This window comes from Flavivirga amylovorans, from assembly GCF_030540875.1.
In the GTDB taxonomy this organism is placed as follows: Bacteria; Bacteroidota; Bacteroidia; order Flavobacteriales; family Flavobacteriaceae; genus Flavivirga; species Flavivirga amylovorans.
This window is the reverse complement of record NZ_JAUOEM010000004.1, coordinates 594,118-607,875: the sequence shown is the minus strand read 5'-3', so window position 1 is coordinate 607,875 and position 13,758 is coordinate 594,118. Positions and strand designations below refer to the sequence as shown.

The window sequence follows — 13,758 nt, the reverse complement described above, 5'->3', positions numbered from 1 at the left end:
CCGCCAGCTAGCGTTGCTTCCACTTCCAAATTATCACCACCATCCGGAGTAAACGTAAAATCTACGGTGCCCCCTGCATTACCCTCTATTGCCAGAATTGAATTGACGACTACCGGTTGGCTAAATGTAAATGTCACTGTAGTCACTGATGCAGCCGAATTAAAAATAACATCTCCTGATGACCCTCCAAAATTCCCAAAGGGTGTCAATAACCATGAAGAACCTGCTGTATCACTTGTTACGGTAGTGGTTAAACCTCCTATCTCCTCGGTTATACTCGTTCCTGTGTCAACGGCATTAGTATCCCAATCAAAAATAGTCTGACCACTAACTGAGTTTATAACCAATGTTAACACCGTAAATAAAATTGTAATTTTTTTCATAATTTAGGATTATTTAATTGTTAGTTATTTAATTTTAGTTCTTAATTGTTTAATATCTTTTTGGAAACGATCCTTTCTATTATTTGTAAACTTTAGATTTTTCACAAAACACAACGACTCAATAGTTAGTGTTTTTTTATTAAAAATCTTAAGAGCACAACCCAGTTTGAGGTTTTATAATTAAAACAATCATACCTGTTTGTCTGCAACAGCTTAGCCTTTACCTTATTGCTCCAGCAATACTTCTTCTAAGAACAACAAGGATAAAATTTGGGACGAGAGCATCATTTGTACTTCAAATATGAGAGAGGCAAGATGAGTTCTATATAGTCCATACAACTGAAAATTAAAAGTGGGTGGGTCTGATTTAAAAAAAAATATAATTATTAGTAAATTATATTCTTTTAGCTATAAAAAATCTTGAATCGCCTAAATTACATAAAAAACTGATTACCAAAATTTAAAAGCTTTTAAACGATGGTGAATTTTAATCTTTATGACATACTAAGAAGCAAAAATGAAATGTGAAAATCTGTTAAATTAAAAACTATAAATCCATTTCAAAAACAACTTTACCTTTATTATTAAGGTTTAAAACAAAAAGAGTCTCTCGACTTAAAAAAGCCTCACAATAACAATAAATTTAGTTTCTCTATTTTTATATGGAGCATCAAAATGTGATTAGAAAATCTGTTAAATTTGGGTTATCAATAATACAGATTATTACACTTCGACTGATATCATTACAAGCTAACTAACGTCAATGAAATTCTAACAATAATTTACTAAAAGAAAACAGATTGGTTTTAAACTTTAATAAGAATGATTCTTATTTCCTTTTAAAATTATACATTTTTTTATAACATCTCTGATTTGCAAATTCCGAAAAAACAGTTAGCCACTTACCTATATATAGGCAGAAAAGCACCATGATAAACAATCACATTTTGAACAAACTATAATTATTTACTAAAAAAACTGAAGGTCTTTTAGTTTTAGTCATCTGACTCTTTTTACTAAAATGATCCCAGTGGATCATTTCTTTACTTTCAAGTCTTGGCTAAAGACTATTTTATAAGATTTAGAATCTTTTATTAATGCTTCTGTAAAGGCTTCTATATCTTTAATTGTGATTGTATTTACTAAATCTTCAGAGTTTTTAGGGTCATTCATATTATAGTCTTCACGAAAGTAATTTATGAGTACTTGTATATCGTAGCTATTATAATCCTGCTCTTGTTTTCTTTCTTTTAAATAATCTGATTTGATTTCATTCAGATCAGTTCGAGTAATAGTTCCGTTTGCTATGTTTTTTATCTCCTGATTCACCATTGCTATAAGCTGGTCTATCTTATCTGGATTACAATCAAAAGCTATTTGCAAGGACGCTTGTTCAATAGGTCGTTTTTGCACACTAACTTTTACATTCCCTCTATACCCCTCTACCTGTTCCTGTAAAATTTCCGTTAATCGAAATTCTAAAATATCACCCAAAGCCCTTGCTACTAATACGTTTTTTAAGCTATAGTTCATCATGTTCTTATAGCCAATTCTAACCTCACTTTTAGGATTTTCCATAATTAAAGGAATCTTCTTATCAATCATATCTTCCAACCATGATACCGAATTGTCCTGCCATGTTTCTTTAGTATCGTTTATTGGAATACTAGCTATATATTTTTCCAATAATGACCTTAATGCTCTCTTTTGAAGATCCCCTACTATAAAGAATTCGAAATCGGCTGCATTATTAAAACGTTCCATGTACACGACCTTTATCTTATCAAAAGACACATCTTTAATAAATTCATTATTAAATAAACGTCGTTTAGGATGGTTGTTTCCATATAGGGTCGCTGTAACACTGTCTTTAATCTTTTCATTAATGTCATGACACCTTTTGGTAATATAATTATTCAAATTCTCTATCACTACTTGATAGACATCTTTGTCAAATCGTGGATTTACAAAACGTAAATGAATCATTTGCAATAAGGTTTCCACATCCTTTGTTGTTGAAAACCCATTAATGCTCTCTGTTATATTGGAAATATGGATATCTGTTTTAGCGGTATTGTCCACTAATATTTTTGATAAATCAATAGCTGAATGATTTCCTAGTCCTGATTTAATTATGAATTTAGCCAGCAATTGTGCAGAGGGAAGATCCTGATCTTTTATTAAAGACAAGCCCCCATAACTTATCGCTCTGAGTTGTACATCATTCTTGTTTTTGTCTGTAAACTTATAATGCACTTTTATTCCATTGCTTAAAGTAAAGGTTGTTGAGCCTATGGACTGTAACATACTTTCCGATATGATCTTACCTTCTTTAATAATAACACCAGACATAAGTGCTTTTCCTATATCTACATAAGGTCTTAAGGGGTAATTTCCTTTTTTAATAGTTTTATCTACATACAAAGAATCGTTAAAATTTATGGTTTGGGCATTACTACTTACCGAGAATAGTAACAATAGAAGGTTTATGATTAATAGAGATGATATTACGGAAAGTGTATTTTGCATTTTTCTGGTTGTTTTTTTGTAAAAAGATTTAAGACCGCTTTGCTGTTAGAATTAAGAATAAAGACTTGGTTGTTATTGATTAATAGACATAAAAACTAACACGTTTAACTTGTGTAAAAACCAAGGTACTTCTCTTTTGAATCTTCTATTTATGAGGCTTATTTATGGTTAGTCTTCAGAATAAGTTTTGGCTATTTAATCAGTGATGAAAGAAACGATGTTTAAAAGTGTCGTTCAAAATGAAATGTTTGATTAATAGTGTGTCCAGATTTTTCGACTGCGCTCAAAATGACAACTTACAGGCTTTTTAGGCACCTTCAAGTTTTCAATTAAAAAATATGGACAACCGAACTATGAAAACGATTGCCCGTACTTTACTTCAAAACGTTGTCTTTGGAGTGACTAATTCAAAAAACAACTATCATAAAAAGTTTAGGTTTTATATATTAATTTTTATCTTTTTATTGTAGTATGTTTTATCACATTGAGTACTTCGTCTGCGCTCAGCATAAACTAAACTTGAAATTTTTTTAAAAATTATAGTTTAATAATATCTTCGACTGCTCTCAGACTGACTTTTCTGATCCTAATTTAAAATATTGGCTTATGCCTATGTTGATACTTTTACTTTTAATGTTCTACCTTCTATTAAAAGGGAACAGATGGTTTTTAATCTTTAACTACTCTAACCTAATTAATATTAAAACCAGTCTTATTCCCCTTTTAACATTGCATTTCTTTAAACTTCATTAAAATGTAATCAACACTATGCCAATACATCAACTGGTTTGTTCATTATAATAGTCCAATGGATTATTTCTTTACATTCTACACTCTTTTTGACATTGTCTTCTTTTCAGTTTATTTAATAAAAGGGAACAGACGGTTTTGAATTCTTAACTACTCTAACCTAATTAATCTTAAAACCACCCTTATTCCCTTTTTGACATTGCATCTTCTTTAAGTTTTATTAAATATACATTAACTCTATGTCAACACGCCAGCTGGCTTGTTCATTAAAATAGCTAGACTATTTCTTTACATTGATAAAAACCAAATGACTACATATTTTAATTATTCAAATGTGATGTCTCCTATTGTCGACATGACAATGAAACTATTTTTTATTTTGGATCATGTTAATCGGAGAGAAAAACTATAAATAGACAACTATGTCTGACTATCTATCTGCAAGTTTCAACTTAACACGCACATATATATGTAAACTTTTCTAGACAAACGCCATTATGAATAATACATTAGTCCAACAATTCTAATAAAACTGCCAACTATTTATTTCTTTACGTTTAAACTATTTAATTACTAGTGTTTTATCATTTATTTCATAGCTATTAATGAAATTAGTACTTTTAATAGCTATTAATATATCTTCTATACTATTACTTTTATTAAATGTACCTATAAAACGCTCTTCCTTTTGTAGTGTATTTTCAATAATCACATCCATGTCATACCAACGTGACAGCACTTTTAAAATCTCCGTTAGTGGTTTATTTTCAAAACTAAAAATACCGTCTCTCCATGCCGTTTCGTTATAAATATCAGCAACTGTAGTAATACTTATTGTATTAGTTTCTAGATTAAGATTTGATTGTTGGTTTGGCACTAACACATGGTTTGCAACGGCTGTAGTTACCGATACCTTACCTTCTACTAATAGGGTACTAATATTGGTTTCGTCTTTATAAGCTTTTATATTGAATTCGGTACCTAACACTTCTATTTCTTGAGACCTGTTAAACACTTTAAATTTCGCACCTTTATGTTCTGTACTTGGTGACACATCAAAATAAGCTTCACCATAAACCAATTCTACTTCACGGGTTTCTCCTTTATTAAATGCCACTGGATATTTTAATTGAGACTCAGAATTCAACCATACTTTAGTACCATCAGACAATAAAATATAGAATTGTCCACCTCTGGGAATCGTTAATGTGTTATAGTTGTTTTTTGTTTGTTTCTGGTTACTGGTTTTGTATATTAACTCTTCACCGTTACTGGCCACATGGTTTGATTCATAAACTGCTCCTTTTCCAAGAACAACGTCTGATCCATCTTCAAGCGTTAAGATTGCTTTGTCAGTTCCTATTTCAATATTATTATTTACAATAATCGGTTCGGCAAAGTCTTGTTCTTGGTTTGTTTTATTAAAAACGAAACCAATAGTAATCAATAATGCCACAGTCGCTGCTGCACCATAATACCAAAACTTGGATGATTTTCCAGATCGCTGTTGTATTTTTCTTTCTAGAATTTTCCAATCTTTTTCTGTATCGATTTCTTTTAAAAGTTCTAAATGCTTACCTGATTTTATTTCTGATAACATCTGTTCTTTTGTTTTAGCATCAAAACTCTCAGACATTTCTAAATCGTTAGGTGCTTCGTTCTTTATTAACGATGCTGCTATTTTTTCTGAAAGTGACTTTATTTTATTGGAATGACCCATTGCAATATTTTAGGCTATTATAGTTAATACAAAAAAATGAAAAAGTGGGTGGTATAATGTAACAAAATTATTTAATTGTCAAAAAACTGAGAAAATCTCTTAATTTACGATAGGCTACTTTTTTGTGATCTTTGACCGTATTGACAGATATGGACAATTCATCCGCTATCTGATTATTTGTATAGTCTTCGATACTCAACCTAATAACCTGAGCCGCTTTTTCGGGTAATTTATTGATGGCTTTTTCTATAACAGCAGTGGTTTCTATAACAACAGCATCCGATATGTAGTATTCTTCAGTTTCATAAGTTTCCACATTTGCAAGCTCATAACGCTCAGTTACTTTATACTGTTTACTTTTTAAATAATTGAGACATTTATTCTTTACGGCTTTATAAAAAAAGCCTGTGGCATGGTTTTCGTTTTGGAACGTAATTTTATCTTCCCAGACTTTTACAAAGACTTCCTGAGTGATATCTTTTGAAATATCCAGATCGTTAAGATATTTATACGCGAACACACATAGTTGCGGATATAAACTATCAAAAAGCGCCTTATATGCTTTTAGTGTAAATTCGTTGTCGCCTCCCCTCATAGACTTGTTAGAGATAATATTCGCTAAAACTAAGTAATTTTCTACTAATCTTGTAAAGATATACGCAGTTATTTATTAATTCCATAAATAAGCAAAACAATTTTAGTTCTTGAAAGCTTTATGGTTTCAGTAAAAAACAACATGTATTAAACCTGTAAAGAATCCCTTGTTTTAGAGTAAACTCATTTAAATATAATCAATTATAAAACAAAAAAAAGAAATACTATTTACATTTTACAATTTCACTTAAAATTATTTTGTTCTTTTTTTTGATTATTCTAAATTTTTCATCTAAAAAGATACTTTTAGACTAAGAACTAAATCATTAGAGCATTAGTTTAAATAAAAAGTAGTCATAATCTTACTAAGATAAAAATAATGTTCTTATTTTAAGAATTAAATAAAGGAATTCCTTGAAATTAACTAAAAACTCAAAAATTATAGTATCCTTTTTTGTCTTTGCATAGTCAAAATATCAATATTGATCAAAAAAAAGAGCTTTTATAGTAGCGTAAAAAACTTAACTTTTCATGAAAATAGAAAGGTTTCTCTATATTTTGTGATGCTTTTTCATTTTATATGGTTTCATTTATAATCAAATGCTATCAAACAAAAAGGGACGCCGAAGATGTCACTTATTGATTTCTTCAACGGATGCCTCGATTCACTATAAGTTATCTATTACACCTTTGCAGATGTTAGATTAAATATTTTTAATGTTATTTACAACTTCAAACTATTACTATAAGCTACAATTAGAATTCCCAAAACCATACAAGTTAAACCGAAATACAAAAACCCTTTTGCTTTACCAGATGCTTTAACCCATTCTTTTGTAATAATTCCACTAATAATGGCTGTAACCACACACGCCGTATTAAAAATAGCATACCCTACTGTATTTCCACTTTCTCCAAGTTTAAAAGCAGCGTAAGCAAATAATGCAGATGCCGCATAATGAAATACTGCCATAATTAATATAAGTATAAAGTTTTTACTAAAAGCAGGTGTTTTAAAATCCCCCCATGCTTTTTTCTGTGATAATTGCCATAAGAAATAAGCTGTCATAACAATTCCTCCACTTAAAAATATAGGAAACATTACTGCTACTGCCGTTACCCATTCTGGGTTTCCAGCTGCCTGACAGGCTTCATGTAAGTAAGGTCTTCCCGCAGCATTAGCATAAGAAAAACCAGTTGCCAGCAAACCACCAACTACAGCAATTAATATTCCTGCTATCATAGACCCTTTACCTTCTTCTTGTTTATCGCCAGAATTTGCTTCATCTTTTTCTCTAATTAATCCTGCTTTCCCATTAGCGATAACACCAACCAAAACAATAGCTAAACCAACTAATATGGTTGTTAATATATTAGTAGCAGGTAAGTCTTCTACGAGGTAAGGCAATAAAGACCCTACTAAAAGAATAGTCCCAATAAACAAAGAAAAACCTAGAGACAAGCCTATATGATTGATAGCTTTACCCCACATCATAACACCAATACCCCAAAGGAAACTGGTTAAGCCCATTTTAATCCAGATATCGGTTGGCATGTTGCCAAAAATATCTACAAAGCCATTTATTAAAACTAACGATGCAATAATAGGTACCACAAACATGGTGAGTAAAAAGAATAAACTCCAAGTATTTTCATACTTAAAATCTTTTGTAAACTTTTCTGGAAGGGCATATAATCCCAACATTAATCCCGCAAAAATTGCTAATAATACGCCTTGAATTGATACATCTTCAATCATAATTATTTAGTTTAGTTAGTGAACTCATTTAGACTTTTTCAATTTGCTAAAAAATGGCTGTTTTCAGCTCTGTTTTTGTTTTTTTTCCTTCCGTAGCTCTGCTATGCAACTCAAAAAACTCTTCAACATAGTCAAAAACTTCTAAGTTTCGCTTAAATCCAAAAAGTCTAAATGAGTTCAGTATAAATTTCACCAGTTAAATTTAAACTGAGTGGTACTTTTAAATGTTTCACCTGCCTTGGTTATGGACTTTGGTGAGTTCTCAATATTTGGACCGTTTGGATAACGGTGTGTTTCGCAACAAAAACCTCTATATTTCCCATACTGCTCGCCATTTTCACGCTTTATAAGATCTGAAGTATATTTTCCTGTGTATAATAACATACAAGGTTCAGTAGTTGAAACCGTTAATGAACGTCCTGAATCTGGACATGTAATTTTTGCTGCTTCAATAAAAGTAGCATTTTCATTATCTAAAACATAAAAATTCTCGAAACCATCCCCCATTCCTTTATGAGCATCACCAATTTTCTTTGGTTGCTGCATATCGTCGGGAGCTCCATCAACATTTACTATAGTTCCAGTAGCAGCTCCTGTATCATCACATTGTAATTTTTTATTTGCGTGTACTTGTGCCTTATGACATTCTACATTAGACTTAAATGCATTCAAATTAAAATATGTGTGATTTGTTAATGATAAAGGGGTATCTTGATCTGGTGTCGCAACATAATCAATATTCAATTCATTATTATTGGTTAAAGTAAAAGAAACCTCAACATCTACATTCCCAGGAAAACCTTCTTCTAAATGGCTACTTTTTAAAGTCATCTTAACACCTACAGCCTCACTTGAAGCAAATTCTTCAGCTTCCCATATTTTTTTATCAAATCCTACGATACCTCCATGTAAATTATTAGGTCCGCAGTTATCAGCAATTTTATAGTCTTGTCCGTTTAAAGAAAATTTAGCATCTTTAATTTGTGAACAATAGCGACCAATAGTACCTCCAAAATAAGGTGCATTTTCTACATAATCCTTTCCAAAATAACCATCAAGAGTATCAAATCCGCAAGCAATATTTTCAATATTACCTTTGCTATCTGGCACTTTAATTGTGGTAATAGTCGCTCCGTAGTCGGTTATTTTAATCTCAACACCATTACTATTTTTTAAAGCGTACTCTTTTACAGTTGCCCCTGCTAATGATCCAAAATCTGAAATGGTTATACTCATTTTTTAAGTTTTAAAATGCTATTATTTTTCCTCGAAAGACGCTAGTTTTTTCCAATTAAAAATAACGCCAACACCTGGGTAATCGGGTGCTACTGCTCTATAATTCTCAACCACTAAAGGTCTTGTTGTATACTCATCTATAGGGAAACTATGCACTTCTAACCAACCAGAATTTGGTTGCGAAGACACTAAACTTACATGTAACTCTTGCATACCATGAGAACATGCTGGAATTCCGTGTTTCTCTGCTAATTTTGCAGCAGCTAACCATCCCGTAACACCTCCACAATTTGAAGCATCTGGTTGTACAAAGGATAATTTAGCTTGATCCATAGCATATTCGAATTCATGAATGGTATGCAAATTTTCTCCCATTGCCAAAGGAAAACCTGTTGCATCAACAATCTCCCCAAATCCTTTGTAATTATCTGGGATAATTGGCTCTTCAAACCAAGTAATATCATATTGCTTGAAACCTTCAATAGCTTTGATAGCTTTTTCAACCGTCATAGAATAATTGGCATCTACCATAAATGTAACATCTGGACCGATATATTCACGTACAGCTTTAATGCGATCTAGATCTTCTTGTAAATTTTCTCTACCTATCTTTATTTTTACGGCATTGAACCCTCTTTCTAAATAACCTTTCATATTATTTAAAAGTTTGTTAATTGGAAACATCAAATCAATACCACCACAATATGCTTTACAAGTATTTCCATGTCCACCAGCCATTTTCCATAATGGTTGACCCGCTTTTTTACATCGAATATCCCATAATGCAATATCTACTGCCGAAATAGCAAAAGATGCTATCCCACCGCGACCTACATAATGCACATGCCATTCTAAAAAATCGTAAATACCTTCGATATCCGTGCCATCTTTACCTACTAAAACGTTAGCAAAATCATGTTCTACCATTGCTTTTATAGAAAAACCACCTTTTCCTCCGGTATAAGTGTACCCTGTACCTTCGCTACCATCTTCAAGAGTGATGGTAACAGTTACCAGCTCAAAATGATAATGGTCGCCATGTTTTGCATCAGACATAACTTCTGGTAACGGCACAGTAAAAAGTCGTGTATCAACTTTTGAAATTTTTGTACTCATTTCTTATGCTTTATGCCTTATATAAAACGTTTTCTTTTCTAAATACTGCTCAAAACCATACTTTCCATCTTCACCACCAGAACCAGATAGTTTATAACCGTTATGGAATCCTTGGTGTTGCTCACCGTGACCTCTATTCACATAGATTTCACCATATTCTAATTCATCATTACACTTCATGATGGTATTCATATTACTTGTAAATACCATTGCTGCTAATCCATATTCACAATCATTAGCATATCCGATAACTTCATCAAAAGAACTAAATTTTAATACCGGTAAAATTGGGCCGAAAGATTCCTCGTGAACAATCGTCATGTCCTGTGTAACGTTAGTTAAAACTGTAGGCTCAAACCAAAACCCTTTTTCAAATACAGTTCCTTTTGGTCGTTTACCACCTGTTGCAATTGTTGCACCTTCTTTTACAGAAACCTCTACTAAATGCTCCATATGCTCCACTTCAGTTTTATTTACTTTTGGTCCCATATCTGTATCATCTAACATGGGGTCTCCAACTTTCAATGCTTTGGTTGCAGCAATAAATTTCTCCATGAATACATCATAAATAGCTTCATGTACATACATACGTTCGTTACAGGTACATACCTGTCCACAGTTATCGAAACGTGAGTGTAATGCTGATGCTACAGCAGCATCAATATCGGCATCTTCAAAGACAATAAACGGTGCTTTACCACCTAACTCAAGTTGCACGTGTGTTAAGTTTTTTGCTGCATTTCTAGCAATTTGTTGACCAACAGGTGTAGACCCCGTCATAGTCACCATTTTAGTAATTGGACTTTCGACTAAAGCATTACCCATAGCACGACCTGGACCTGTTAAAATATTAATTACTCCAGGAGGAACACCTACTTTATTAGCTAAATTCCCTAACTCTAAAGTAGCCAAAGGCGTTTCAGACGTTGGCTTAATAACAAGTGTATTTCCAGCTACTAAAGCGGGTCCTAATTTACGGCCAGCTAACGCTAATGGAAAATTCCATGCAGTAATAGCTACAACAACACCTCTGGGTACTTTTTGAATCCAAATTTGTTCGTTTGGATTGTCAGAAGGAATAATATCGCCTTCAATTCTTCTGGCACCCTCAGCCGCATATCTAATAAAAGAACCTGTTACTGCCACTTCCATTTTTGCCACTTTAAGAAGTTTTCCCTGTTCTTGTACTAATAGTTTTGATAAATAATCTGCGCTTGCATCAATCTCGTCTGCGAACGCATACAAATACTCTGCTCTAGTTCGCGCAGGTAATTTTTTCCATTCTTTTTGAGCTCTTTCTGCTGCTTCTAAAGCTTCTATAGCCTCTTCTGCTGTTCCATTTTGCACTCTAGCAACTACTTCCTCAGTGGATGGACTAATAATATCAATCGTTTTTCCAGATGCAGATGTTTTCCATTCTCCATTTATAAACAATTGATATTCTTTTATTTCTGCCATTTTACTTATTTTTTTAATTGATTATCTTCCCATCCAACCACCGTCAACAAGAACGATAGCACCATTCATATATCCAGCTGCTTCTGCTAAACCAATAGCCATAGCCTTTCCAACCCCTCTCTTACAACCCGTTACTAAGGCCGTTTTTCCTTCTAAACTAAATGTGTTTAAAATACTCATTCTTTAAGTTTTTGGGTGTTTTATAACGAACAATCCATAAGCACTTTCATACCATCAGGATTATTGTCTATATTTTCAAATACGTTTTGGATATTGCTTAATGGCTGAACATCTGTAATCATATCTTCAAATGGCAATTCGTTTGCTGTGATAAGTTGAATTGATTTTTCGTAATCTTCTTTTTCATATACACGCGCACCAATTAGTTTCAATTCTTTCCAGAAGAATTTAAATAAATTTACTGGTTTTGGTTCACCATGAATGGCTACCATCAGGATTCTACCTCTTATACCGGCTACTTCGGTCATCACATCCAATGCAGGCTGCACACCAGCAACTTCAAAAACAACATCAGCTAAACGTCCTTCAGTTTGTTCACGAACGTATTCAACTAAATCTACTCTTAAGGGGCTTACAGCATTTAATCCCATAGATTTTGCTTTAGCAATGCGTTTTTCATTCACTTCAGATATAATAACATTTGCACCTACTTCTTTAGAAACCATAGCTACTAAAAGACCAATTGGGCCTCCACCTAAAACTACAGCGGTCTCTCCTGCAACCAGTCCACTTAAACGTACATCATGTGTTGCTACTGACAAAGGCTCTATTAATGCTGCTAATTTTAAATCGGTATCTTCTTTTAATTTATGAAGTGTGAATGCTGGAACGTTCCAGTATTCCTGCATAGCTCCAGGACTATCAATTCCTATAAACTTTAGCTCTTCACAAATATGATTAAATCCTTTATCAGAAGGTTTTACTTTTCTATCATCTAACGGGCGAACCACAACTTTATCGCCTACAGCATAGCCTGAAACGCCCTTGCCAATCGCATGAATTATACCAGACATTTCATGACCAATAGTTTCAGGAATATTAACACGCTTATCCATCATACCGTGATAAATATGCACATCTGTTCCGCACACACCTACATAGGCTACTTTAATTCTAACTTCTCCATTAGCTGGTTCTGGAATCTCTTTTTCTAATACATTAAAGGTTTTATCTCCTTGGTATTGTGTTGCTCTCATTATATTTTAATGTTTTCAAATAACAAACTTGTTTCTTATTTGAATCGAATATACAAATATTTTATATTTAATTTTCAAAAAAGCTATTAATTACTTGCACTAAACGATTTGCTCATAACTTAAAATAATATATGATGTAAATTGGAAAGAATAAAACCTCCTTAAAAAAGGAGATTAAGTTTTTAAATACCCTAATTTAGATGAAATCTCTGAAGCGTATTGAGCTACTATTTTACCTTTTTTATCAAATTCACTATGCGGTAATCTACCATGGGGAGCAGTAATCCATAAAGCTGCAACAGGATAACCATATTCGTTAAAAATAGGGGCACCAATACAATGTATCCCTTGTATATCCTCACCATTATCTATTGCAAACCCTTTAGCTTTAACCTGTTTTAGTTCTTCTCTAAATTCTTTTTTTGATATTATTGTATTTGAAGTTAAGCGCTTCAAAGAAAGATTATTTAAAATAGTATTTAATTTTTCTATATCGAGATATGCCAATATAGATTTTCCGCCAACAGAGCTATGTAAATTGAAATGCGTACCCTGTTCTACATATAGCTTCACTGGGTAAGATGATGATACTTGTTCTAAAATAACTCCTTTATTATTTATAAGCACCCCAAGCATTACAGATTCTTTCAACTCATCTCTTAAAGCCCTCATAACATCTATTGAAAGCTCAACAATACTTTGCTCGTTCATTGATGAAATACCTAAAGTTAAAAGCTTTCTAGATAACGTAATTTTCTTAGTAGTTTCGTTTTTTTGAAGATAATTTTTAAAAATCAACGTACTAGTAATTCTAAATGCACTTGATTTAGAGATATCTAAAGACTCTATTATTTGAGAAAGTGTTAAGCCTTGTTTATGGTCTGCAAGCAGCTCTATAATTAAAAGAGCTCGTTCAAGATTAGGAACATTATAGTTCGATTTTAAGTCTCCGTTTTCTTTAGTCATTGGTTAGATGTTGTTAACAAAAGTAACATT

11 protein-coding genes and 1 pseudogene are annotated in these 13,758 nt (G+C 32.4%); all 12 read right to left on the bottom strand.

Annotated elements, in window-relative coordinates; genetic code table 11:
* On the bottom strand, positions 1 to 383 hold a 383-nt coding region (locus Q4Q39_RS14165), incomplete at its 3' end, for a hypothetical protein (RefSeq protein WP_303283166.1).
* Between the two features lie 1,035 nt (positions 384 to 1,418).
* Positions 1,419 to 2,912 carry a M16 family metallopeptidase gene (locus Q4Q39_RS14160; RefSeq protein ID WP_303283165.1) on the bottom strand — a complete coding sequence of 498 codons (1,494 nt, stop codon included), beginning with the start codon at positions 2,910 to 2,912 and terminating at the stop codon, positions 1,419 to 1,421.
* Positions 2,913 to 4,224: 1,312 nt separating this feature from the next.
* Complete coding sequence (locus tag Q4Q39_RS14155) at positions 4,225 to 5,382, bottom strand: FecR family protein (RefSeq protein WP_303283164.1); 1,158 nt, start codon at positions 5,380 to 5,382, stop codon at positions 4,225 to 4,227.
* Between the two features lie 67 nt (positions 5,383 to 5,449).
* Positions 5,450 to 5,977: an RNA polymerase sigma-70 factor gene (locus Q4Q39_RS14150; RefSeq protein WP_303283163.1), complete on the bottom strand. Its 528-nt coding sequence runs from the start codon at positions 5,975 to 5,977 to the stop codon at positions 5,450 to 5,452.
* Positions 5,978 to 6,700: 723 nt separating this feature from the next.
* On the bottom strand, positions 6,701 to 7,735 hold the full coding sequence (locus Q4Q39_RS14145; RefSeq protein ID WP_303283162.1) for an L-rhamnose/proton symporter RhaT: 1,035 nt from the start codon (positions 7,733 to 7,735) through the stop codon (positions 6,701 to 6,703).
* Between the two features lie 46 nt (positions 7,736 to 7,781).
* Complete coding sequence (locus Q4Q39_RS14140) at positions 7,782 to 7,928, bottom strand: hypothetical protein (RefSeq protein WP_303283161.1); 147 nt, start codon at positions 7,926 to 7,928, stop codon at positions 7,782 to 7,784.
* Positions 7,925 to 8,971: an aldose epimerase family protein gene (locus Q4Q39_RS14135; protein ID WP_303283160.1), complete on the bottom strand. Its 1,047-nt coding sequence runs from the start codon at positions 8,969 to 8,971 to the stop codon at positions 7,925 to 7,927. The genes Q4Q39_RS14140 and Q4Q39_RS14135 overlap by 4 nt, the downstream gene beginning before the upstream one ends.
* Before the next feature lie 21 nt (positions 8,972 to 8,992).
* Entirely contained in the window at positions 8,993 to 10,087 is a 1,095-nt protein-coding gene (locus Q4Q39_RS14130) for a mandelate racemase/muconate lactonizing enzyme family protein (protein ID WP_303283159.1), read from the bottom strand.
* A 3-nt stretch (positions 10,088 to 10,090) separates the two neighbouring features.
* Positions 10,091 to 11,545, bottom strand: coding sequence for an aldehyde dehydrogenase (gene aldA, locus Q4Q39_RS14125; RefSeq protein WP_303283158.1), 1,455 nt, complete (start codon positions 11,543 to 11,545; stop codon positions 10,091 to 10,093).
* 60 nt (positions 11,546 to 11,605) lie between these two features.
* Positions 11,606 to 11,725: pseudogene (locus Q4Q39_RS14120) on the bottom strand (2-deoxy-D-gluconate 3-dehydrogenase); the annotation flags it as partial.
* 20 nt (positions 11,726 to 11,745) lie between these two features.
* A complete protein-coding gene (locus Q4Q39_RS14115) occupies positions 11,746 to 12,762 on the bottom strand; it encodes a zinc-dependent alcohol dehydrogenase (RefSeq protein ID WP_303283157.1) in 1,017 nt (338 codons plus the stop codon).
* A gap of 174 nt (positions 12,763 to 12,936) precedes the next feature.
* A complete protein-coding gene (locus Q4Q39_RS14110) occupies positions 12,937 to 13,728 on the bottom strand; it encodes an IclR family transcriptional regulator (protein ID WP_303283156.1) in 792 nt (263 codons plus the stop codon).
* Positions 13,729 to 13,758 lie beyond the last annotated feature (30 nt).